Annotated in this window: 21 protein-coding genes; 9 read left to right on the top strand and 12 right to left on the bottom strand. The window is 61.0% G+C overall.

Going from position 1 to position 23,505, the window contains the following annotated elements; all coding sequences use genetic code 11:
- The 3 genes from glcF (at window position 1) to SLW74_RS16695 (ending at window position 3,932) form a co-directional block, all read left to right on the top strand.
- Complete coding sequence (glcF, locus tag SLW74_RS16705; RefSeq protein ID WP_410929550.1) at window positions 1-1,224, top strand: glycolate oxidase subunit GlcF; 1,224 nt, start codon at window positions 1-3, stop codon at window positions 1,222-1,224.
- Between the two features lie 65 nt (window positions 1,225-1,289).
- Entirely contained in the window at window positions 1,290-1,697 is a 408-nt protein-coding gene (locus tag SLW74_RS16700) for a heme-binding protein (protein ID WP_065989530.1), read from the top strand.
- Window positions 1,698-1,754: 57 nt separating this feature from the next.
- Window positions 1,755-3,932 carry a malate synthase G gene (locus SLW74_RS16695; protein WP_410929549.1) on the top strand — a complete coding sequence of 726 codons (2,178 nt, stop codon included), beginning with the start codon at window positions 1,755-1,757 and terminating at the stop codon, window positions 3,930-3,932.
- 18 nt (window positions 3,933-3,950) lie between these two features.
- On the opposite strand, the gene SLW74_RS16690 is transcribed toward SLW74_RS16695, so the two are convergent.
- Window positions 3,951-4,967, bottom strand: a complete 1,017-nt coding sequence (locus SLW74_RS16690) for a LacI family DNA-binding transcriptional regulator (RefSeq protein ID WP_065989526.1) — start codon at window positions 4,965-4,967, stop codon at window positions 3,951-3,953.
- 267 nt (window positions 4,968-5,234) lie between these two features.
- Here SLW74_RS16690 and SLW74_RS16685 point away from each other — a divergent pair, with 267 nt between their 5' ends.
- From SLW74_RS16685 to csrA, 3 genes are all read left to right on the top strand, one after another.
- Window positions 5,235-5,762 carry a gluconokinase gene (locus SLW74_RS16685; RefSeq protein WP_410929564.1) on the top strand — a complete coding sequence of 176 codons (528 nt, stop codon included), beginning with the start codon at window positions 5,235-5,237 and terminating at the stop codon, window positions 5,760-5,762.
- A 128-nt stretch (window positions 5,763-5,890) separates the two neighbouring features.
- Window positions 5,891-7,243: a GntP family permease gene (locus tag SLW74_RS16680; RefSeq protein WP_065989522.1), complete on the top strand. Its 1,353-nt coding sequence runs from the start codon at window positions 5,891-5,893 to the stop codon at window positions 7,241-7,243.
- A gap of 589 nt (window positions 7,244-7,832) precedes the next feature.
- Window positions 7,833-8,021: a carbon storage regulator CsrA gene (gene csrA, locus SLW74_RS16675; RefSeq protein WP_065989520.1), complete on the top strand. Its 189-nt coding sequence runs from the start codon at window positions 7,833-7,835 to the stop codon at window positions 8,019-8,021.
- 280 nt (window positions 8,022-8,301) lie between these two features.
- On the opposite strand, the gene SLW74_RS16670 is transcribed toward csrA, so the two are convergent.
- Complete coding sequence (locus SLW74_RS16670) at window positions 8,302-8,538, bottom strand: DUF465 domain-containing protein (protein ID WP_065989518.1); 237 nt, start codon at window positions 8,536-8,538, stop codon at window positions 8,302-8,304.
- A 162-nt stretch (window positions 8,539-8,700) separates the two neighbouring features.
- Between SLW74_RS16670 and SLW74_RS16665 the strand changes: the two genes are divergently transcribed.
- Window positions 8,701-9,954 carry a M20/M25/M40 family metallo-hydrolase gene (locus SLW74_RS16665; RefSeq protein WP_065989516.1) on the top strand — a complete coding sequence of 418 codons (1,254 nt, stop codon included), beginning with the start codon at window positions 8,701-8,703 and terminating at the stop codon, window positions 9,952-9,954.
- A gap of 84 nt (window positions 9,955-10,038) precedes the next feature.
- On the opposite strand, the gene SLW74_RS16660 is transcribed toward SLW74_RS16665, so the two are convergent.
- Window positions 10,039-11,406 (bottom strand): pyridine nucleotide-disulfide oxidoreductase, encoded by a 1,368-nt coding sequence (locus SLW74_RS16660; protein WP_410929548.1) that lies wholly within the window; start codon window positions 11,404-11,406, stop codon window positions 10,039-10,041.
- 917 nt (window positions 11,407-12,323) lie between these two features.
- Between SLW74_RS16660 and SLW74_RS16655 the strand changes: the two genes are divergently transcribed.
- Window positions 12,324-12,674, top strand: a complete 351-nt coding sequence (locus tag SLW74_RS16655; protein ID WP_410929547.1) for a hypothetical protein — start codon at window positions 12,324-12,326, stop codon at window positions 12,672-12,674.
- Window positions 12,675-12,686: 12 nt separating this feature from the next.
- On the opposite strand, the gene SLW74_RS16650 is transcribed toward SLW74_RS16655, so the two are convergent.
- The 3 genes from SLW74_RS16650 to SLW74_RS16640 all read right to left on the bottom strand — a co-directional run bounded on the left by SLW74_RS16650 (window position 12,687) and on the right by SLW74_RS16640 (window position 14,333).
- On the bottom strand, window positions 12,687-13,148 hold the full coding sequence (locus tag SLW74_RS16650; RefSeq protein ID WP_192134309.1) for a hypothetical protein: 462 nt from the start codon (window positions 13,146-13,148) through the stop codon (window positions 12,687-12,689).
- Between the two features lie 86 nt (window positions 13,149-13,234).
- Window positions 13,235-13,495, bottom strand: coding sequence for a DUF1652 domain-containing protein (locus SLW74_RS16645; protein WP_410929546.1), 261 nt, complete (start codon window positions 13,493-13,495; stop codon window positions 13,235-13,237).
- 361 nt (window positions 13,496-13,856) lie between these two features.
- Complete coding sequence (locus SLW74_RS16640; protein ID WP_065989503.1) at window positions 13,857-14,333, bottom strand: GNAT family N-acetyltransferase; 477 nt, start codon at window positions 14,331-14,333, stop codon at window positions 13,857-13,859.
- A gap of 342 nt (window positions 14,334-14,675) precedes the next feature.
- Here SLW74_RS16640 and SLW74_RS16635 point away from each other — a divergent pair, with 342 nt between their 5' ends.
- Window positions 14,676-15,608, top strand: coding sequence for a hypothetical protein (locus tag SLW74_RS16635; RefSeq protein WP_410929545.1), 933 nt, complete (start codon window positions 14,676-14,678; stop codon window positions 15,606-15,608).
- Between the two features lie 1,186 nt (window positions 15,609-16,794).
- Here the strand turns inward: SLW74_RS16635 and dctM are convergent.
- From dctM to SLW74_RS16605, 6 genes are all read right to left on the bottom strand, one after another.
- Complete coding sequence (gene dctM, locus SLW74_RS16630; protein WP_065989499.1) at window positions 16,795-18,078, bottom strand: C4-dicarboxylate TRAP transporter large permease protein DctM; 1,284 nt, start codon at window positions 18,076-18,078, stop codon at window positions 16,795-16,797.
- A complete protein-coding gene (locus SLW74_RS16625; RefSeq protein WP_410929544.1) occupies window positions 18,078-18,710 on the bottom strand; it encodes a TRAP transporter small permease in 633 nt (210 codons plus the stop codon). Before SLW74_RS16625 ends, dctM begins: the two co-directional genes overlap by 1 nt.
- A gap of 120 nt (window positions 18,711-18,830) precedes the next feature.
- Window positions 18,831-19,829 carry a TRAP transporter substrate-binding protein gene (locus SLW74_RS16620; protein ID WP_410929543.1) on the bottom strand — a complete coding sequence of 333 codons (999 nt, stop codon included), beginning with the start codon at window positions 19,827-19,829 and terminating at the stop codon, window positions 18,831-18,833.
- Between the two features lie 182 nt (window positions 19,830-20,011).
- Window positions 20,012-20,836, bottom strand: a complete 825-nt coding sequence (locus tag SLW74_RS16615) for an HpcH/HpaI aldolase/citrate lyase family protein (RefSeq protein ID WP_410929542.1) — start codon at window positions 20,834-20,836, stop codon at window positions 20,012-20,014.
- A 68-nt stretch (window positions 20,837-20,904) separates the two neighbouring features.
- Complete coding sequence (locus tag SLW74_RS16610) at window positions 20,905-22,104, bottom strand: CaiB/BaiF CoA transferase family protein (protein ID WP_410929541.1); 1,200 nt, start codon at window positions 22,102-22,104, stop codon at window positions 20,905-20,907.
- A gap of 44 nt (window positions 22,105-22,148) precedes the next feature.
- Entirely contained in the window at window positions 22,149-23,498 is a 1,350-nt protein-coding gene (locus tag SLW74_RS16605; RefSeq protein ID WP_410929540.1) for an MmgE/PrpD family protein, read from the bottom strand.
- Window positions 23,499-23,505: the final 7 nt, after the last annotated feature.

The raw sequence follows: 23,505 nt of genomic DNA, 5'->3' as shown, positions 1-23,505 counted from the left end.
ATGCAGACGACCCTGAGCGAACACGCCAAGAGCCTGCCCCGTGGCGAGGAAGCGGAAAGCATTTTGCGCAGCTGCGTGCACTGCGGTTTCTGCAACGCCACCTGCCCGACCTATCAGTTGCTCGGCGACGAACTGGATGGACCGCGCGGGCGCATTTACCTGATCAAGCAAGTGCTGGAAGGCAAGGAAGTCACCGAGAAAACCCAGTTGCACCTGGATCGTTGCCTGTCCTGCCGCAACTGTGAAACCACCTGCCCCTCCGGCGTCGATTACCACAACCTGCTGGACATCGGCCGGGAAGTGGTCGACGCCGCCGTGCCGCGCCCCCTCGGCCAGCGCCTGCTGCGGGACAGCCTGCGGGCTGTGGTACCAAACGCCGGCCTGTTCAAATCCCTGACCCAGTTGGGCAATTCCTTCAGGCCCCTGCTGCCCGGCGCATTGAAGACCAAGCTGCCGGGCAACATCCGCCCCGCCATGCCCCGGCCGACCCGGCAGCACGCGCGGCAGATGCTCATCCTCGAAGGCTGCGTGCAACCCGGCTTGTCGCCCAACACCAACGCCGCCACCGCAAGGGTGCTCGACCGACTGGGCATCAGCGTCACATCCATTGCCCAGGCCGGTTGTTGCGGCGCCGTGGATTACCACTTGAATGCGCAGGAACAAGGCTTGCAGCGCGCACGGCGGAACATCGATGCGTGGTGGCCAAGCATTCAGGCCGGTGCCGAGGCCATCGTGCAGACCGCCAGCGGTTGCGGCGCCTTCGTCAAGGATTACGGCCACCTGCTGCGCAATGACCCGACTTACGCGCAAAAAGCGGCGGCCATCAGCGAACGCACCTTGGACCTGGTTGAGGTGCTGCGCGCCGAACCCCTTGAACAGCTCGGCGGTTGCACGCGCCAGACCCTGGCGTTCCATTGCCCGTGTACGCTGCAGCATGCGCAGAAACTCGGCGGCGCCGTTGAGTCGGTGTTGACGCGATTGGGCTTCAACCTCACACCGGTGCCCGACAGTCACTTATGCTGCGGCTCGGCCGGCACCTATTCGGTGACTCAGCCAGTGCTCGCGAAACAGCTGCGTGACAACAAAATGAACGCGCTGGAAAGCGGCAACCCGGACGTGATCGCGACGGCCAACATTGGCTGTCAGACGCACTTGGCCAGCGCCAACCGCACGCCGGTCAAACACTGGATCGAACTCATCGAGGACGCCTTGCCTCCAAGTTGATTGCAGGCGCCCTGGCTCCGTATCAGACGCACACTCATGACACCCTTTGCCTTCAGGAGAACTGCATGAAAACCAAATCCGTACTGACCCAGACCGAAGTCACCCAGATCCTCGCCGCGGCACGCACCGAGGCGCAGAACAATGGCTGGGCCGTGTCCATCGCCGTGACGGACGACGGTGGTCACCTGCTGGGCTTCGAGCGCCTGGACGGCTGCGCGCCGATTGGCGGGTACATCGCCATCGAAAAAGCGCGCACCTCGGCGTTGGGTCGTCGTGAATCCAAGGGGTATGAGGAAATGGTCAACGGCGGGCGTACCGCCTTCGTCACCGCGCCACTGCTGACGTCGCTGGAAGGCGGCGTGCCGGTGATCATCGACGGAGAGACCATCGGCGCGGTAGGTGTGTCCGGCGTCAAAGCCGACCAGGATGCGCAAGTGGCCAAGGCAGGGGTGGCGGCGGTGAGCGCGCAATAACGCCCGCCGCGACCGCCTGCCGCAACGCTGCAAACCCAATTCATGATGGAGACCGAGATGACCGAGTTCGTCAATTGCCACAACCTTAAAGTGGCGGCCAACCTCAAGCGCTTTGTCGACGAGGAAGTGATTCCCGGGACAGGCCTGACCCCGGAGCTGTTCTGGGCCGATTTCGACTCGCTGGTCCACGACCTCGCCCCGGTCAACCGCGAACTGCTGAAAGAGCGCGACCGCCTACAGGCTCAGCTGGATAAGTGGCACAAATCCAACCCCGGCCCGGTCAACGACATGCCGGCATACATCGCCTTCCTCGACAGCATCGGCTACCTCAAGCAGGTACCGGCGCAGGTCCAGGTGTCCACCAACAAGGTGGATATCGAAGTCAGCGAACAGGCCGGCCCGCAATTGGTGGTGCCCGCTGCCAACGCCCGTTACGCCCTTAATGCCGCCAATGCGCGCTGGGGTTCGCTGTACGACGCGCTGTACGGCACCGATGCCATTTCCTCGGCGAACGGCGCCGAGATCAAAGCCGGTTACAACCCGCTGCGGGGCGAGAAAGTCATCGCCTTCGCCCGCGCCCTGCTCGATGAAGCCGCGCCCCTGGCCACCGGTTCCCACGTCGGCGCCAAGGCCTACGCGGTGGACAGCGGCGAATTGCTGGTCACCCTCGCCGACGGCAGCCCGTCGCGCCTTGCCCAGCCCGAGAAATACGTCGGTTATCAGGGCGAGCCGCGCCAGCCGAATGCGATCCTGCTGAAGAACAACGGCCTGCACATCGAAATCCAGATCGACCCCGCCAGCCCGATCGGTGGCACTGACCCGGCCGGGATCAAGGACCTGCTGCTGGAAGCCGCGCTGTCGACCATCATCGACTGCGAAGACTCGGTCGCCGCCGTCGATGCCGACGACAAGCTGGTGATCTACCGCAACTGGCTGGGCCTGATGAAAGGCGACCTGACCGAAGCGCTGGTCAAGAACGGCAAGACCATCACCCGTCGCCTGAACGCCGACCGCCAGTACACGGCCGCCGACGGCAGCGCGATCACCCTGCACGGGCGCTCGCTGCTGTTCATCCGCAACGTTGGCCACCTGATGACCAACCCGGCGATCCTCTACGACGGCAACAAGGAAATCCCCGAAGGCATTCTCGACGGCGTCATCACCAGCCTGATCGCCTTGCACGACTTGCATAACCGCACCAACTCCCGCGCCGGCAGCGTCTACATCGTCAAACCGAAGATGCACGGCCCGGACGAAGTGGCGTTCGCCAACACGCTGTTCAGCCGCATCGAAGACGCGCTGAAGATCCCGCGTAACACCTTGAAGATGGGGATCATGGACGAAGAGCGGCGCACCAGCGTCAACCTCAAGGCGTGCATCGAAGCGGCATCGTCGCGGGTGGCATTCATCAACACCGGCTTCCTCGACCGCACTGGCGACGAGATGCACAGCTCGATGGAAGCCGGGCCGATGCTGCGCAAGGGCGACATGAAAGCCACGCCGTGGATCAAGGCGTATGAGCGCAATAATGTGCTGGTCGGCCTGGCTTGCGGACTGCGCGGCCGTGCGCAGATCGGCAAGGGCATGTGGGCAATGCCGGACCTGATGGCCGACATGCTCGAGCAGAAGATCGCGCACCCGAAATCCGGCGCGACCACCGCGTGGGTGCCTTCGCCAACAGCGGCTACCTTGCACGCGCTGCACTACCACAAAGTGGACGTGAAAGCGGTGCAGCAGGAGCTGGAACAGGTCGACCTGGACAGCATCAGCGAAGACATTCTGCTGGACCTGCTGAGCATTCCGGTCGTCGAGAAGGCGGAGTGGAACGAGGATCAGATTCGCGAGGAAGTTGAAAACAACGCTCAAGGGCTGCTGGGTTATGTGGTGCGCTGGGTGGAGCAAGGCGTTGGCTGTTCGAAGGTGCCGGACATCCACAACGTCGGCCTGATGGAAGACCGCGCGACGCTGCGTATTTCCAGCCAGCACATCGCCAACTGGCTGCGCCACGGCGTGGTCTCCGAGGACTACGTGAAGGATGCATTGAAACGTATGGCAAAGGTCGTCGACCGGCAAAACGCCGGGGACTCGGCTTACACGCCAATGGCCGGCAATTTCGAGAAGTCAGTGGCCTTCCAGGCCGCCAGCGCGCTGGTGTTCAAAGGCCGCGAGCAGCCGAGCGGCTACACCGAACCGCTGTTGCATGAGTTCCGCCTCGCATTCAAGAAGGAGCATTGATCCAAGGGTGCGAGCGAGCTACGTGCTCTCCCGCACCACCAGTTCAAACCCCAGATCCACCTGTGCCTCTTGAACCGTGCCGTCCAGCAAGCCGAGCAGTAACTGCGCGGCGCGCTGGCCGACCTGTTCGCGCGGGGTGCGGATGGAGGTCAGGCGCGGCACCATGTGCGCCGAGCCCGGCAGGTCGTTGAAGCCGATCAGCGACACCTGCTCCGGAATACGAATGCCCCGCCGCAGGGCTTCCAGCGATGCGCCCTGGGCCAGGTCGTCATTGCAGAAAAACACCCCGTCGACGTCCGGATGCGTTTCCATCAAACGGGCGAACAACTCACTCCCCAAACCGATGGACGACGGCAGCGGCGACGCCAATTGCAGCGCTTCGTCATACAGCCCTTCCTGCTCCAGCGCGCCGCGAAAACCGACGCCCCGTTGAATCACCCGTGGATCCAGCTGTGCCGACACATACGCCAGCCGCCGCCGGCCGCGGCTCAACAGATGCCGCGCCGCCTCGGCACCCGCCTGTTGCTGGGAAAACCCCACGCAGGGCTCGGCACGGGTCGGGTCCAGCTCCATCATGTGCACGCAGGGCACGCCACTGGACGCCAGCAACTGCTGCGCCGCCACGCTGCGGTCAAAGCCGGTCAGAAGAATACCGCGCGGCCGGTGGGACAGATGACTGCGCAGCAGGTTCTCTTCTTCTATAGGCGAGTAGTGATAATTACCGATCACCACTTCCAGCCCGCGCGGGCGCAGAACCGTTTGAATCGCTTCAAGGGTTTCGATGAACAACTGGTTGGACAGCGACGGCACCAGCACCACCACCGACTGACTGTGCGAAGACGCCAGCGCCCGGGCGGCAGGATTGGTGACATAGCCTAGACTCAGCGCAGCAGCGCGGACTTTTTCCACCAGCTCCGGCGCCACAGTGGCCACGCCACGCAAGGCCCGGGACGCGGTAATCGGCGAGACGGCGGCCAGTTTGGCGACTTCGTTGAGGGTGGGACGACCGGTGGAGCGGGAACCAATACGTGTCATGCGTTGCCAACTGATTGGAAGAAAGCTGCGGGGGTTGCGATTGTGTGGGATGGGCTCTAAGGTAGCGCTATCTCACGGAGGCCCGCAACTTTTCGATCGATTCCACGACCGGGTTTTGCATCTCATGGATCAGCGAGATACCCATAACAATGACTACACCTGGAAACAGTCTCGCCGGACTTGCACACCATTCGGCGAAGACAGCGCTGTCTCCGGGACGAGGTTTTTATGACTACTGCTCCACATGCTATTTCCGCCATCGTGGTAATGGGTGTTTCCGGCTGCGGCAAGAGCGCCGTCGGCGAGGCCATCGCTAAAAACAGCGGCGGCCGCCTGATCGAGGGTGATGCGTTCCATCCTCCTGCCAACATCAAGAAGATGACCGACGGCCATCCCCTCGACGACAACGATCGCGCCGGCTGGCTGACCCGCCTCGGCGAAGAAGTGGCCGCCGCTGTGAAGAACGGCGAAAAACCTGTCCTGACCTGCTCCTCCCTCAAGCTCATCTACCGCGAACGTCTGCGTGCAGCCGTGCCGGAGCTGGGCTTCGTGTTTCTGGAGCTGACCAAGGAACTCGCCACCGAACGCTGCTCCCATCGCCCGGGCCACTTCATGCCGGCCAGTCTGGTCGACAGCCAGTTCGCGACCCTCGAGCCTCCTTATAACGAGGACCGCACACTGGTGGTGGACGCGACCCAATCGATCGAGACCATCGGTAAGGAAGCAGCCACATGGTGGAGCGAGTCTGGCTCCGAGGCTCAAACCCCATCTGTCACCGCGCGCACCGGCTCTTGATCCTCGATCAGGCGTGAGCGGCAAAGGTAGCGCTGTCTCTGATGACGCTGCCCTTGCTTCACAGGGCAGAGAGCGACAGCGTCAAGCAGCAGCTCCAAAAAAACAAAATACAACGGAGAGACACCCCCATGTTCGGTATGACTCAAGACACGTATCTGCTGGTCGATGCGTTGGTGACCATCATTGGCCTTGTGCTTCTGATCACCAAGTTCAAAGTCCACCCCTTTATTGCATTGACCATCGCTGCCGGTTTTCTCGGGCTGACCTCCGGGATGCCGGTCGACAAAGTGATGAAATCGTTCCAGGACGGTTTCGGCGGCGTGCTGGGTTTCGTCGGCATCATCCTCGGCCTGGGCACCATGCTCGGCAAGCTGATGGCCGACTCCGGCGGTGCTGACCAGATCGCCCAGACGCTGATCCGTCGCTTCGGCAAGGACCGCGTGCACTGGGCCATGATGTTTTCGGCGTTTCTGGTGGGTATCCCGCTGTTCTTCGAAATCGGCTTCGTGCTGCTGATCCCGCTGGTGTTCATCGTTGCCCGTCGCAGCGGCGTGTCCATCGTCAAGATCGGTATCCCGTTGCTGGCCGGTCTGTCGGCCGTCCACGGTCTGGTGCCGCCGCACCCGGGTCCGTTGCTGGCGATCGGCATCTTCAACGCAGACATCGGCAAGACCATTTTCTACGGTCTGATCGTCGCGTTCCCGACCGCCATCATCGCCGGCCCGATCTACGGTAAATGGATTGCCAAGCGCATTCCGGGCAACCCGTCGAAAGAGCTGATGGACCAGATTGCCAAGGAATCGACCAACGACAACCTGCCAAGCTTTGCCATCACGCTGGTGACCATCCTGCTGCCGGTGTTCCTGATGCTGCTCAAGACGTTTGCCGACGTTGCGCTGCCAGCCGGTCACATCTTCCGCATCTGGATGGACTTCATCGGTCACCCGATCGCTGCTCTACTGTTCGCCCTGCTGCTGGCGTTCTACACCTTCGGTTCGGCCCGTGGCTTCAGCCGCGATCACATCATCAAGCTGCTCGACCAGAGCCTCGCGCCAGTGGCCGCGATCGTGCTGATCGTCGGTGCCGGCGGTGGCTTCAAGCAGATGCTGGTGGACAGTGGCGTCGGTAACCTGATCGGCCACATGGCCGTGCAGGCGCAGATCTCGCCGATTCTGCTGGCGTGGCTGGTGGCTGCAGTGATCCGTATCGCCACCGGTTCCGCGACCGTCGCGACCATCACCGGTGCCGGGATCGTCGCGCCGGTGGTTGGCATGATCCCAGGCGTGAACCGCGAACTGCTGGTTCTGGCAACCGGTGCCGGTTCGCTGATTCTGTCCCACGTGAACGATGCGGGTTTCTGGCTGGTCAAGCAGTACTTCAACATGACCGTGGCTGAAACACTGAAAACCTGGACCGTGATGGAAACCATCCTGTCGGTGGTGGGCATCATCCTGATCATGCTGCTGTCGCTGGTCGTCTGATGCATTGATCGCGGCATATTGACGCGGCCATGCCCCCCTGTTGCATCCATGCCCACCCCCGCGGTGGGCATGTTATTTCAGCCCCCCCTCGCCCCCTTCCGCTCCTATCCCGATGTCGACGTCCGAGTCTTCAGGTCTGATAAACCGGGGCTTGATACAAAACCGTTCACACATCCCCTCATCAATTCGATTAAAGTTACGGCGTTTTGCCGGTACTCATTTCGGAAGTCTCCTACACTCCGTTCTGAGAACTCGTACGGGGCAATCTAATGAAAATTTCATCACCGGCCCGCATGAGTTCTTTGCAATAAAGGCTAAAGGAGTGTGGAATAGGCGCCGCGCGGAATCCGGCTATCAAACGATGGCCGATTTGCACGGGAATTTACCGCCAGTATCAGGCAAGATTCCCCTGCCGTTCGACCCAGGAGCGGCGCTAACTGTGACAAGACGATGAACCTGGGGAATTAAAATCGTACCAATGGCGTCATACTGATGAACGCATTTGGATGCAATCGGCAATCACCACCACCCAAAGGCTCACGCCAGCCTCCCGGTAGAGGCGCTTCATGAGGCCATCAAGGAAAAGATTATGTTGATACTCACCCGCAAAGTCGGCGAAAGCATAAACATTGGTGACGACATCACCGTTACCATTCTGGGCGTTCAGGGTCTCCAAGTCCGTCTTGGCATCAACGCTCCGAAAGATGTTTCAGTGCACCGCGAAGAAATCTACAAGCGCATCAAGGCCGAGGCTGCACCCGACCAGGATCCGCAATAAACCCTCCGGTTTATGCTTATTCGATTACTGTCAGCGGCCACCCGGTGCTGACAGATCGGCGACGGCGACTGACCAGACGCCGTTTTTTTTCGTCTGAACTTTGGATCCATCGAAGTCGCCCACGCCGATAACTAAGCGCGAGCGAACACACAGATCCAGCGTATTGGGCGATGCACTTCCAGATGCCGCGACAAGTTGTCAGGCATCCGGAATCGCCAACTAAAAACGGCCGACCTCCATAAGAGATCGGCCGTTTTAGTTGCTGAGTCGTTTGACCCGATCAGCCCGAGGTATTCAGGTGGCTGGCGATGGTGTCTTTGGCCTGCAGCCTTTTTTCCTTGAGCTTCTTCAACTCATCGTCGGGAATATCGCCCGCCTCTTCGGCGCTGACAATATGGATGTCCAGCTCATTGTAGTGCTCGACCAGGGCGTTGAGCTTCGCGTCGGTGCCCTTGCGCTTGGCGAGCTCGTCTTTGGTGATGCTCAGGTCCGCGTACAAATCGTGCTTAACCGGCATGGGATGCCTCTCCTCTGATGACTGACGTAGGAATGTTGAGGGTAGCCCAGCCTAAAGGTTCGGCGTTTTTGTCGATGTGAATAACGCGTTTTGACATGCACGATCCTGCGCAACGGGCTACGGTGTCTCTCCAGCCCTTTTATGCCACTTCAAGGATCGACCATGACCTCACCGTTTTCCCGCTCTCTCCTCGCCAGCGCGCTGGCCTTCGGTATCGCCTTCTCCGCGGCAGCGCCTGCCTTTGCCGAGCCCAATAAACAGGTTCAGGCGGACGCCGAGCAATCCAAGGACGACGCGCTGAAGCTGCTGGAACAATTGGTCAATATCGATACGGGCTCCGGCTACGAGCCGGGACTGACCCAAGTGCGTGACATCGTCGTCGCCCAACTCAAGGCGCTCGGTGCGACCATCGAGATGATCCCCAACACCGCGCCGGACAAGAGCCAGCATGTGGTCGCGACGCTCAAAGGGAGCGGCAAGGCGAAGATACTGCTGATGGCGCACATGGACACCGTGTTCAAGGAAGGTTCCGCCGCCGCCCGACCCTTCCACATCAAGGACGGCCGTGCGTACGGGCCAGGGGTGATGGACGACAAGGGCGGCATCGTTGCCGGCCTTTACGCGCTGAAGATTCTGAAGAAGCTCGACTTCAAGGACTACGCGCAGATTACCTTCCTGCTGGACGCCAGCGAGGAGACCGGTTCCGCCGCCGCCACCGCGCTGATCCAGAAGGTCGCCAAACAGCACGATGTGACCCTGAACCTGGAGCCGGGGCGCCCCGCCGACGGTCTGGTGATCTGGCGCAAAGGCAGCGCCACCGCAGTGGTTGAGGTCAAGGGCAAGGCGTCCCACGCCGGCGTCGCGCCGGAACTGGGGCGCAACGCGGCCATGGAGGTGGCGCATCAGATTCTGCAACTGGGCAAGCTGGGCGACGCCGAGAAGAAGACCACGATCAATTTCACCGTGCTCAACGCCGGCGATCGCACCAACGTCATCCCCGATCAGGCCACCGCCAAGGCCGATGTGCGCGCCGCCGTGCCGGAAGAGTTCGACCGCATCGAGAAGGATCTGGCGCGGGTGTCGGCTGACAAGCTGATCCCGGACACCCAAGTGACCACCCGCCTGGAGCGCGGTTTGCCACCCATGCCGCAGACGCCGGAAACCGACAAGCTGGTTGATATCGCCCAGGGCATCTACGGCGAGATCGGCCGCAAACTGACCATCGAAGGCAGCGGCGGCGCGGCCGATGCGAGCCTCTCGGCCGGGGTCGGCGTGCCAACCCTGGATGGCTTCGGCATCGTTGGCGGCAATATTCACACGCCCGAGGAATACGCGGAAGTCGACAGCGTGTCGCCGCGCATCTACCTGCTGACGCGGATGATCATGGAGCTGGCGACGCACACTCCGGGCAAGTGACCGACGCCTGGTCGCCTCTCGGGCAAAAAAAATCCCGGGCTGCCTAACCAAAGGAGCGCCGGGATTCAGGTGTTGCAATGTGCCTCAGGATTGCGCGTTGATCAGCACGGGCCAGAGGAACGGCAAACGTTCTTCGCTGCGACTGGACACCAACCGTGGCGTCGCAGCGACCGGCTGCAGTGCCGGGGTTTGCAAACGGGTCAGGACCGAATCGATCACCACGCCGCTGGCGTCGTGATGGAACTGCCAGACCCCGTAGATGCGGCCGTCAAACGATGCTTCGCTGCCCAATCGCGGATCAACCCCCAGCCCGGCCCCCAGACCGAACAGGTGCAGGCCGTGCAGGCGCTGACCGCTGGCGTCGAGCGGGCAACCCGTTGGATCTGAATCCAGCCCGCCCTTGACCTCCATCAGCGTGATGGCCTCACCACCGGCATGACTCAAGGCTGGCAGCAACGGCTGATAACCCGTGCACTGCACCACAATGTCGGCTTCCGCCAGCGCCAGACGAGCGCGCTCGAACTGATCGGTCGGCCCCTGATGGGTTTGCAGCAGCTGGACGCGCACGCCGGTCTTGCCGATCTGGCCTTTGGACAGGGCTTCACGCCCCACGTCCAGCGCCCGATAGCGCAAGCCGCCTGACCGGTTGACCCGCCCCGACACCGGGCAGACATCCCTGACCCCATCGAACACATAGCCTGCATCCAGCGCGGCCTGAGCGGTTTCGTAAAACAGGCGGATCGGCGAACGGTGGACCAGCGTGACCTCCTCCAGGCCGGCAAACTCCAGCGCGTCGGCCAGGTTTTCCAGCACCGAGAACGCACTGTGGGAACCGCCCACGACGCACACCCGGCCCTTGGCCGCCAGCGTCTTCGCGAAGAGGTGGCGCAGTTGCACGGCATTCATTCTCAGCAGCGCATCGGCGCTCTCGATCTGCGCCGAGGGCGGCACCGCGAGGCCTTGATCTGCCAGGCTGTCGAGGAGATGCTGCGGTTCCTGCCACCCCCCCAGATTGAGGACGACTGCACGGCTGCGAATTCGCTGACTGCGGCCATCGGACTCGACCCACACCTGATAGTCATCGCCGTCGCGCACGATCTCGGTGATCGTCGTGCTGCTCCATAACTTCACGCCGTACCGCTCGACGATAAAGTCGAGCACCAGCGTCGAGGCTTCCGCCAGCAGTTCGGCGACGTCCGCCAATTGCGGCGCACTTTGCGCCTGACGACGGATGCGCCAATAAGCGGGCGAATGTTCGAGGGGTTCGAATACATCACGCAAAGCCGGGTCGCGCAGGCAATCCAGGAACACATCGCCCACCGAGTTGGCGGTGATCCGGTAATCGCCCAAACGACCCGTGCCCGGCGTGGGACTTGCATCGACAATGATTAAACCTTCCTTGGCCAGTTCTGGCATGGCGCCACTTTTCAGTGCGTTGAAAAGCAGTCCCATTCCCGCAGGTCCGGCACCCCCTACTACGCAACCGCAAACGGTTTCCAGATGATCTCCTTGCATAACTGTCACTCCACGCTGGGTCGTTACCGTATCGCCACGTGCGTTATAAACCGCCGCACTTGCGTGCGCGTTCAACCGCTATCGCTGAGGCGATGTCTGGACTTTCAAGTTGAAAAATAAAGGCGCTGTTATTGAACTATTGCACTCGGCAGGCATGACAACCGCGGTGATTTGCGTCACGTTTGCGGCTCTGGAAGGTCGGACGATCAATGCGCGGTCGATCAATCGGCGCAGGCTCTGACACGCTGCTTGCCGGGTGGCGGGGCCTTTTCCGAGCCTGCCCGGGTGCCTACTCTTTGCGCTGCTCTTTTCAAGGTTTCTTCAGGGACGCTACCGCCAACTCGTCGCGCGTCTGCAAAGATTAATCCCGAAAAGAGAAGTGTCGACGCTTGCACTAAGTGCAGATCATCAGACTTGAAAACGTAAAGTGATGGTTGCAAATAACCGGCAACGTGTCAATTTTCCGAAAAAAAGTTCTGCCCGACAATCTAGATACACAAGCCATTGTTTTTTGTAGATTTTTTAAATATGACGCCATTATTCCGTCGCACAAGCAGGCGCCCATGGATTTATAAAATAAGAGTCTTTCGCAATTTAATTTCAGATCGCAGGTCGTTGACGGATATAAGCGGCTTTCTTCGCAACATGCGTCGTGCTTTTAGTGTCACGCTTCGCATGTACTTCCTATAACCGTTTAAGTGCCGTCGTGTTTATTGACGTCAGAATTATCGACCCCGATTATTACCATCACTCTCCCGAAAAGCACGGGCACGCACTGGCGTATCGGATGAATGGAGAACTATCGTCAGCAGCGATGAGAACTATTCCGGCCTGCAATGCCTCCATTGTCATGCTTGAACTCTTTCCAATGGACAGAGAGAGGTGACCTTATAAATGCTGATAAAACCCGTCGGTCCAGCATCGCCGAAATTGATTATTCGCGGGACACGCTGTTTGGGCCTATCCCCATGCAGGCAACCTGCCGAGTGCGGCTTACTACCATAGAGCACGACGGCCACCGCCTGCGCGAGCTGACGATCATCGGTGACGTGCCGGACTATCTGCCCAAGTCAGCCGTCATCCGAGTTGCAATGGATGGCCGCATCGAAGCAGGGCCTGTTCGCGAGCACTATGCGGTTCAAGACAATGGCGAAGAGCAGTTCAAACTGCTCTTCGAAAATGAGCACCGTCGCCGGATGCATTGAGAAAGGTGGGGCCTACTGCGCGCTGTTATGCACGTGGATCGCCTGAGCGATGCCCGTTGGCTTGCTGGACTGCGGATCAGGTGTCGTGAGGGGTGCAGCGCCAAGGGGCGAAGACGGCGCGCTAAAGAGCAGGGCCGCTGCTGAAGCCGACGCCTGTTCAGGCGTGGCGGAATCGGCGCTCGCAGCCTGATCCGGCAAAATGGCGGCGCCGTAGCGCAGGCCTTCCACCTGAGGTTTGACTTCCAGCACAGGCTCCGGTGGCAGGAGCTGTTGCCGTTCCAGGGAAGTCATGGGCGGTCGGAAGCTGGCGTTTCGCATTTCCAGCTGCTCCAGCATCGTGACGATCGTCACCGCGCCTACCACCACAATGCCCAGCAGGCCGCCGACGCCGATCATGACCTTGCGCCGACGGCGCAAGGGTGCCGCTGGTCTCTGCTCTTGTACTGCCTCAATCTCGGGTTGCGCCTGCGCCATGCAAATCCTCAATATCCCGCCTGGCCTCTCAGGGCCGATGCTCACCAACATAAGGCCGAACGGCGATTATTGCTAGAGCCCTGCGCTCAGCTCGCCAGGGAATGGGGGTAATGCCTGGCCTTTGCGAGCTCGGCCTGAAGCTCCCGGATCAGCGCGCACAAGGCGTGGCTGTTATCGAGTGAGTCCAAGGCAATATTGGAAGCGAACAGTTCGACGTGCTCGGTCGCGGGGTCGATGACTTCAACCGTCATCAGGTCCCCCAATACGGTGCAGTGACACCGCAGGGGCAGAAACGCGCTTTCTATAATGCTGCGCAGTTCCAGGTTAGAGAGCGTACAGGCAATCATCGTCAATCCTCCACAGGCAGGACTGGTTGATGCGTTCAGCCGCTCGCCTGACTATCAATATCCCATTCCACGAAGGTGGAGAAGTTTCCCGTACCCCGTCCGCCATCCGGCAATCAGGGATATTCACCTTATACGCCGCGCCCCAAAGTGAGGCAAACAGCTGCCTACCACACGCAAATGGCTGCGCACGAGCCAAGTTGCTCGAGGAAAAACGATTCACCGGATTGGAAACGCCGCGGCTCATCGCTTAATTGGCGGAATAATGGGATTTATCGCCCGGGAGGGGCCGAGGGTTGTGCTCATCCGTTCGTCGGGCAGCCGTGAAGCGCCCGACGACTGGCGTCATTAAGCGGTCTGTGGGTCAGCTTCGAGGCAACTTGAGATGGATAAGGGCCACGCGCGCGCCTCGCTTGTCCAGGCGCTCTTCAATAGCGAAAGGCTTGAAACCGAGCTTGGGGTAGAAGAGCAGTCCGGGGACGTTATGGTTGAAGCAGGAGGCGGTCAGCTCCGCCGCTTCGTGTTTGCCGAAGGCCAACTCCATCATGCAGCCGATCATGTAGCGGCCAACGCCTTTTGAGCGAAAGCGCGGATCGATGATGACGTTGCCCATGGAACAACGGCCTCTGAAATCGTATCGGGAGAAGTTGGCGAATCCGACTACTTGGCCGTCCAATTCGATGACGGTGTTGTCCGAACGCTGCGCGATGGATTCATTGAGCTGCTCCGGTGTCAGCGGGAACACCGCCTTTGGAAACATATAGAAGAGCTCATCAATGCTCTGGGGCATGTCGCAGATAAAAGGGACGTCTTTTTCTTCCAGGGGGCGATGGACAAACATGCTGGGTTACCTCTCGAAGAAACAGGAGCCGTGGGCGGACTGTGGCTGTCAACCTGCGGGGCTGATGTTATGAGACAACGTCCACACATAAATGTGCCGGAATGTTGCGCGTTGACGGAATCCGTCGCAAAGGATTGTCGCAAACCTTTGACAGGCATGGAAATCCATTGACCGGGCAGAACGCATCCGTCGATTTATCGGGTTCATGCATTTTGCACGAACACATCAAAACCCCTATTCCACAAGCAATTGATTTTATTGATTTTTTAAAGTAGCGGTTGCTGGCACAGGCAGTGCACCGTAATGGGGAGAAGCACAACATCATTCGCACGGAGCAGCACAATGAACGTCTCACCTGATTCTTATCCTGCCGCTGTAGAAGAATCCTCCTCGGTCTCAGGCGTGTCCTGGGGGGCCATCTTCGCGGGTGCCGCCGGCGCCGCCGCGCTTTCCTTAATCCTGGTCCTGCTGGGATCGGGCCTCGGTTTCTCGGCGATGTCGCCTTGGGCCAACGAAGGTGCCAGCGCGAAGACCATCGGTATTTCCACGGTCGTCTGGCTCGCACTGACGCAGATCGTGGCCTCGGGTCTTGGCGGTTACCTCGCCGGCCGCCTGCGCGTCAAATGGGCCAATATGCACGGTGACGAAGTTTACTTCCGTGATACTGCGCACGGCTTCCTGTCGTGGGCTGTGGCGACGCTGGTCGCTGCCGTGCTGATCGTCGGCTCCGTCAGCGGCATCGTTGGCAGCGGCGTGAAAGCCGGCGCTACTGCGGTTGCCGGTGTTGCAGGTACTGCCGCTACCGCGGCCGGTTCTGCAGCGGGCAATACCAGCAGCGATCAGTATGGCTACTACATCGATTCGCTCTTCCGCGATGATCGCCCTGCCGCCGTCAGCGATGATGCTGCCCACGGTGTTGTAGTACGTATCTTCACCAAAACCATGGCCAACGATGGTCAGCTGGCCCCGGAAGACCGTACTTATCTGGCACAGCTGGTCGCTCAGCGTACCGACATGAGTCAGGCCGATGCCCAGGCGCGGGTTGATCAGGTTTATGGTCAGGCCAAGCAGGCTGTGGCTGATGCCAAGCTGAAAGCTCAACAGGCTGCCGACGCTGCCGCGAAGGCCGCTGCAACCGCTGCGCTGTGGACTTTCGTTTCGCTGCTGTGCGGTGCGTTCGTCGCGAGCCTTGCTGCCATCTGGGGTGGTCGTCGTCGTGATGCGGTGACGTATGTCGAAACCCGTGCTTATTCCAATACTTCCAGCATTCGCTGATTAAGGAGAGTCATCATGCGTTCACTACTTCTGTGGTTCCTCGGCATTCCAATCCCGATCATCATTTTGATTGCACTGTTTGTGCATTGATTGAGTGATTGATTAAAGATCCGCGCTGTTCTCCCCGAGGCAGCGCGGATTTTTTTGGTCTGCCGGAAAGTGGGTCTGTCAGTTTTAGAGATCAAGAGCGTCTGCCTAAGGGCAGACATTTCGCCTTCGGCGAGTTACTTGGAAAAGCACCCCCCTCTCTGTTCTAAAGAGCAGCCAAAGGTGCTTGCTCCTGGCTTGGCTCCTCCTTCGTCGGAGTACCTTCACTCCGGCCTCGCTCCGTGGGCCCGCCGCCATCCGCCATCCATGGCGGGGGGCGGCTCTCGCCGCATCCATGCGGCTCGGCCCACTCCGCGAAACCTGCGTTCAGCCTGCACCCAAGTCGCGATCGGTGTCGTTTGGACTTCCTGCGTAGGAGATCAAAAGCAAAGGCGAGAGCAAAAGCAAAAAGCAAAAGCTTCCCGGCTGAAGCCGGTCCTACCGTCGGGGCCGATTTCAATGGATGCATGCGCTGCCTTAGTGGGACCGGCTTTAGCCGGGAAGAGGCAAGCCCAGCCGCCAACAATTTTGCTGATAGCACCTCCTGCCTGTGGGAGCGAGCTTGCTCGCGAATGCTGTACTCCAAACACCAGAAATCCGGTGAATGTACTGACCCGTTCGTGAGCAAGCTCACTCCCACAAATCCTCAGCGCTTGATCTGCCGTGCTTTGCCCCTGATCTGCTTTGGATCTGCTTTGGATCTGCTTTGGATCTGCTTTAGATCTGCTTTAGATCTGCTTTAGATCTGCTTTAGATCTGCTTTAGATCTTGATCTTCGTACGCAATAGATCAGACGCCGCCAATCGCGACTTGGGTGCAGGCTGAACGCAGGTCTCGCGCAGTGGGCCGAGCGGCATGGATGCCGCGAGAGCCGCCCCCCGCCATGGATGGCGGATGGCGGCGGGCCCACGGAGCGGGACCGGAGTGAAGGAACCCTGAGGAACGAAGGGCCAAACCAGGAGCAAGCACCCTTGGTTACTTGGGGTGCTTTTCCAAGTAACTCGCCGAAGGCGAAACGTCTGCCCCTAGGCAGACGCTCTTGTCCTTAAGCTCTTGACCCAAAGCTCTTGACCTTAAGCCCATTCAGCCACGCCATTGATCATGGCATCCCCAGCCAGTTAGGCAGCGCCAGCGAGATATAAGGCACGTAAGTCACCAGCAGCAGGAACACCAGCAGGATCGACAACCACGGCAGCGCCGCTCGGATGGTCTCGCCCAGTGTCAGCCCCGTCACCGCAGACGTCACGAACAGGTTCAGCCCCACCGGTGGGTGGACCAACCCGATCTCCATATTGACCACCATGACGATCCCCAGATGAATCGGGTCGATGCCGAGTTTCATCGCGATCGGAAAGAAGATCGGCGCCAGGATCAGGATGATTGCCGAAGGCTCCATGAAGCTACCTGCGACCAGCAGCACGATGTTCACCATGATCAGGAAGCCGATCGGGGTCAGGCCTTCGGAAATGACCCAGGCGGTGATCTGCTGCGGAATCTGCTCCGTGGTCAGGACGTGGGCGAACAGCATGGCGTTGGCGATGATGAACATCAGCATGATCGACAGCCGGCCGGACTCCAGCAGCACTTTCGGGCAGTCCTTGAAGCTCATGTCCTTGTAAACGAACAGCGCGATGAACGCCGAATACACCGCCGCCACCGCCGCCGCTTCGGTGGGAGTGAACATACCGCTGTAGATGCCGCCGAGGATAATGACCAGCAGCATCAGGCCCCAAAACGCCCGTTGCGCCGTGTGCAGCCACTGGCGGAAGGTCACCCGTGGCTGGGCCGGGAGTTTCTTGACCCGGGCGACGATGTAGATCACCACCATCAGGATCACGCCGAGCAGAATCCCGGGGACCACACCGGCAATGAACAGCTTGCCGACCGACGTTTCCGTCGCGGCGGCGTAGACCACCATCACGATGGACGGCGGAATCAGAATGCCCAGCGTACCGGCGTTGCAGATGATGCCCGCGCCGAATGCCTTCGGGTAGCCGGAACGCACCATGCCGGCGACCGCAATCGACCCCACGGCCGCCACGGTGGCGGGCGATGAACCGGACAACGCTGCAAACAGCATGCACGCCAGCACCGCCGCAATCGCCAGGCCGCCGCGAATGTGGCCGACGCAGGCGTTGGCGAAGTCGATCAGCCGTTGCGCCACCCCGCCGGTGGTCATGAAGGCCCCGGACAAGAGGAAGAATGGAATCGCCAGAAAGGTGTAGCTGTCGGAGGTTTCGAACAGTTTGATCGCCAGCGAACTCAACGAGTCCGGGCTGAACAGCAGGATCGAAACGGCGCCGGACAATCCCAGGGAAATAGCGATAGGCACGCCCAGGAACATGAAAACGAATAGCAGCAGGAACAGGCAGATAACGGTCATCAGTGCTGCTCCTCGGCAGGGTTGGCCAGTTTGCTCGCTTCAGCCGCTTCGTCGGCCAGACCCAGACCGGTCTGCCGGTGCGTCCAGATGCGGTAAAGGATTTCCAGGTAGCGCGCGATCACCAGAGCAAAGCCGATGGGCACGATGACGGCGATGTAGGCGACCTTGATGCCGAACCGATCAAGGTCCTCGGCACCGATGCCGGCCATGAACAGCGCTGCGACCCACTTGTAGCTGGCGACGAGGAACAAGCCGGCGTACGCCAGGCAACAGGCGCAGGCCAGCATCGCCAGAATCCGCTGCACCGGCTTGCTGGTTTTCTTGACCAGCGCGTCGACGCCCAGGTGGCCCGCCGTGCGTACGCCGTAGGAAATCCCGAAGAAGATCAGCCAGCCAAACAGGGCTTTGGTCAGCGCCACGCTCCAGGTCATGCCCTGGGCGTAACCCATCAGGTGGTCGCCGATGCCGGCGAAGAAATCGCTGCTGACGGCCCATTGATCGCTGAGGGAATAAAACAGGGTGTAGATGTTGTTCAACGCCACGTAGACGAAAGTCACGAGGGTCATGGCAGCCAGCAGAAAGGCAATGATGCCCTCCTCCAGATGCTCCCAGAGTCGCGTCAGCGGGTGCATAAGCATTCTCCGAACGAAGCCGAATGTAGCCGGGCATGGCGACGGCCGTGGAGGCGGATCACCCGCGAAACGGGTGGCCGCCGGGCCGTCACGGTCTGTAGCGAGAAGCGAAGGAAGGGCTCAAGGCGCCTTGTTCGAATCGTCGGCAGCCTTGATCAGGTCGGCACCGATTTCTTCGGAGAATTTGTCCCAGACCGGCTTCATGGCTTCACGCCATTTCGCGCGCTGCTCAGGGGTGAGCGTCACGATTTCGCTGGTCTTGGCGTCGATGATTTTCTGCTTGGCGGTCTGGTTCAACGCTTCGGCCTGTTTGTTCACCTCGACCGTCACCTGATCCATGATCGTTTGCAGTTCGCCACGCACGTCCGCGGGCAGGCCGTTCCAGAACTTGGAGTTGGTGATCACCATGTAGTCGATCAGGCCGTGGTTGGACTCGGTGAAGAACGGCTGCACCTCGTTGACCTTCTGGCTTTCGTAGTTCGACCAGGTGTTTTCGGTGCCGTTGACGGTGCCGGTCTGCAGGCCCTGATAGACCTCGGCGAAGCTCATCTTGCGCGGGTTGGCGTGCAGGGCGACAAATTGGGCTTCGAGCACGCTGGAGGCCTGAACGCGGAATTTCAGGCCACGGGCATCTTTCGGTTCAACGAGCTTTTTGTTGGCGGACAGTTGCTTCAGGCCGTTGTGCCAATACGCCAGACCGTGAATGCCTTTGTCGTCCATCACGGTCAGCAACGCCTTGCCCTGGGGACCCTGCTGAAAGCGGTCAACGGCAGCAAGGTCGTTGAACAGAAACGGCAGATCGAAGATCTGCACTTTCTTGGTGTACTGCTCGAATTTCGCCAGTGACGGCGCCAGCATCTGCACGTCGCCGAGCAGCAGGGCTTCCATTTCCTTGCCGTCGCCGAACAGCGAGGAGTTGGGGTACACCTCGACTTTGACTTTGTCTTTCAAGGCCGGGTCGGCGGCGACCATCTTCTGGAAGAGCAACGCGCCCTGCCCCTTCGGCGTGTTTTCCGCCACCACGTGGGCGAACTTGATCGTGATCGGATCAGCGGCCTGTGCAAGGCTGGCCACAGACACTGCGGCCGCGCAGAAAAGCGCTTTGGTCAGCTTCAACATCGATATCACCTTTTTATTTTTGTATGAACTTATGTTGGCAGGAGCAGGTGGAGCCCATGAGCATAGTGCAACTACACCATGACGAAGCTCCGGTGTTTAGAGAATCTGCTTTTGTGAAAGCCGGCGTTCGGGGTTGCTGAACGCGATCCGGCTTTCCACCGGCGCCCCGGCGCTGACTGCGTTCACCCCGCCGCCAGCGCCAGCAAACGCTGGGCCCTCAGCAACACCGGCGCGTCGACCATGTGCCCGTCCAGCTGAAAGGCTCCCGCCCCCTTGGCCGCCGCGCTGGCGTTGATCACCTTTTGCGCCCAGTTCAAGTCATCAGCGCTGGGGGCCAACGCGGCGTGGATCACCGGCACTTGCGCCGGATGGATGCACAACGCGCCGCCATACCCCATGTCGTAGGCGTGGCGAATGGCGCGGTGCAAACCTTTCGGGTCGCCGATGGCCGGGTGCACACCGTCCAGCGGTGGCAGCAGGTCCGCGCCCCTTGAATGCAGTTGCACCGACATCCGCGCCTGGTCAAGAAACATCTGTGCAGCGTGGGTGCTGCTATTGAGGTTCAGGTCCAGGGCCAGGTCAAGCCCGCCAAACGACAATCGCTCAACCCCCTCGGCATGGGCAATCTGCTCCAGGGCCAGCAGGCCCTTGGCGCTTTCGATGATCGGCAGAACCGGTTTGCCTGTCTGCCAGACCGCAGCGACGTGAGCAGCGCTTTCGACTTTCGGCAGCAGCACCCCGGCCACGCCCGCGTGCTGCCGGCAAAACGCCAAGTCATCGGCATGTTCGGCATGAGTCGGCGCATTGACCCGCACCCACACAGAGGCTTGGGGGTTGTCGTTCAGGAAGGCCGCGAGATTGTCCCGCGCCTGGCGCTTGAGAGGTTCTTCGACGGCGTCTTCGAAATCAACGATGACGGCATCGGCGCTGGCCGCCAGCGCTTTGGCAAAACGATCGGGGCGACTGCCGGGGACGAACAGTGCGGAGCGGATGTTGGTGTGGGCCATGTGGGTGTCCTGAGAGTGTCCTGTAGGAAGGGATGCGCTGTGCAAAAGAGCCTTTTGCAGAACGGGCGCTAGACCACCCCGCCCGCCGCCATCCGCGCCTGGTCTTCAGCCGAAAACCCCAGCTCGCCGAGGATGCTGCCGGTGTGCTGCCCCAGGCCCGGCACGCCGTCCATGCGCGGCGTGAACGCGGTGTTGTGGCCCGGCGGCAGCAGCGACGGCAGCGGGCCGGACGGGCTGTCGACTTCGCGCCAGCGGTCACGGGCCTTGAGCTGCGGATGGTCCCAGACGCCCTGCATGTCGTTGACCCGGGCGTTGGCGATCTGCGCGTCTTCCAGACGAGCAACCACGTCATCGACGCTCAATGGGGCGAAGCCGTCGACGATGATCTGCCGCAGCGCCTGGCGGTTTTCCGAGCGCTTGAAATTCGCGGAAAAGCGCTCGTCGGTGGCCAGCGCCGGATCGAGCAGGACCTTCTCGCAGAACACCGCCCATTCGCGCTCGTTCTGCAGGCCCAGCATGATCGTGCCGCCCCCGCCGGTGGGAAACGGGCCATAGGGGTAGATCGTCGAGTGGGACGCGCCGGCCCGTGGCGGTGGGGGCGCGCCGTGGTAGGCGTAATACATCGGGTAGCCCATCCACTCCACCAGGCTTTCCAGCATGCTGACGTCGATGCGGCTGCCGTGCCCGGTTTTGTCCCGCAGCATCAGCGCCGACAGAATCCCGGTGTAGGCGTACATACCGGCGGCGATGTCGGCGATGGAGCAACCGGCCTTGGCCATCTCGTTTTCCCCGGGGCCACCGGTGACCGACAAAAAGCCGCCCTCGCTCTGGATCAACAGGTCGTAGGCCTTCTTCTTCTCGTAGGGCCCGCCTTCGCCGTAGCCGGAAATGTCACAGACGATCAGGCGCGGGAAGCGTTCGTGCAGGGCTTCGAACGACAGGCCCATACGGGCAGCGGCGCCCGGCGCCAGGTTTTGTACCAGCACGTCGGCCTTGCCGAGCAACGACTCAAGAATGTCGCCGGCCTGGTCCTGCTTGAGGTCCAGGGTCAGGCTTTCCTTGGAGCGGTTAGTCCAGACGAAATGCGAGGCCAGGCCGTCGACGCGCTGGTCGTAGCCACGGGCGAAATCGCCGACGCCGGGGCGCTCGATCTTGATCACGCGGGCACCGAGATCCGCCAGTTGGCGGGTGCAGAACGGCGCCGCGATGGCGTGTTCAAGGCTGACGACGGTGATGCCGTCCAAAGGACGCGGGGGTTGTTGAGTCATGTTCGAAAACCTCTTCGTGCCCACCTGCAGGAGCGCGCTTGCGTTTAGATCAGATCGTTCAAATTCTGCGCATCGCGCAGCTGCCACACCCGCTGGATCAACGCCGTGCCCTGCTCCGCCGTGCGTGCGCCGGAGAACGCCAGCAGGCGCTGAACCTTGTCCTCCAGCTCAGGCCGCGACAGGGTGTTGCCCGGATCGCCCTTCGGCTCATCGATGCCAGCGCTCAACACCCGGCCATCGGTGGTGGTCACGATCACCCGCCCCAGCCAGCGCGCCGGATAGGCGCCATCCACCTCCGCGTCCAGCTCCATCGTCAATTTTTCGCGGAAGGCCGCAACGTCGGCATCGCTCAGGGCCAGGTCGCGGAATTCGATCAACTGCGCGCTGCCGTGAACCGCAATCAACCCGAGCACTGCGCCCATGGAAAACTTCGCCTGATGCACGGTCTGCGGCACATCGACCCGGCCGAGCACATCGATGGCGCCCTGATGAACCCGGGTGACGACCTTGGCGATCTGCCCATGGCGCAGGCCTTCGCGCTGCATCAGGTGCAGCAGGGCATCGGCCGCCGGATGGGTGTGGCGGCACGAGGCGTGAAACTTGAATGAGGTCTCCACCAGCGCCCATCGGCTGCCGAGGCGGTCGGACAGCTTGGCGGGATCGCTGTCGCTGGACATCCCCGCCGCCATGCCCTGATCGCCTTCCAGAATATTCCGTGCGCCAGTCAGGCCGTCTTCGGTGAGGTACGCCGCCAGCAGGCCATCGGCCGCCGCCTTGGCGGTGTGCAGCTGCTTGGAATCGGCTGCGTCACGGAGAAATTCCCACAGCCCGGCGGCCTGGGTGCCCGCCGTGCCCAGCAGGTTGATGAACTGCTCTTTGTCGAAATTCAGCAGCTTGCCGACGCCCACCGCAGCGGCGAGGGTGCCGACCGTCGCGGTGGTGTGGAAGATGCGGTAGTGGGAGCGGCCCATGAATTCGCCGATGCGGATGCCGGCTTCATAACCGGCAACCGACGCCAGCAGTAAATCCTGGCCGGTTTTGTCGAGGTCCTGGGCCGCTGCCAGTACGGCGGAAAACACCACCGTCGCCGGGTGCAGCACCGAGCTGTTGTGCAGATCGTCCTGCTCGACCAGGTGCGAAGACGCACCGTTGACCAGCGCGGCGAAGTACGCCGAAGTGCCGCGACCGCTCACCAGAATCTTCGCCTTGCCCTGTTGCGGGCCCATGCGTTCAGCGTAGCGCTCGAACAACGGAATCGGCCGTGCGCCCTGGCTGGCCAGCGCCGAGCCTATCCAGTCGAGGAACAGGTCTTCGGTTCGGTCCAGCACGACGCCGGGAATTTGCTCGTAGGTCAGCTCGGCGAGGAAACCCGCCAATGCCTGGGTATGGCTCATGTCGGCG

This window comes from Pseudomonas sp. W5-36 (assembly GCF_046540455.1).
Taxonomy (GTDB): Bacteria; Pseudomonadota; Gammaproteobacteria; order Pseudomonadales; family Pseudomonadaceae; genus Aquipseudomonas; species Aquipseudomonas graminis_B.
The sequence above is the reverse complement of the archived record's forward strand: the minus strand, read 5'-3'. Positions and strand labels throughout refer to the sequence as shown.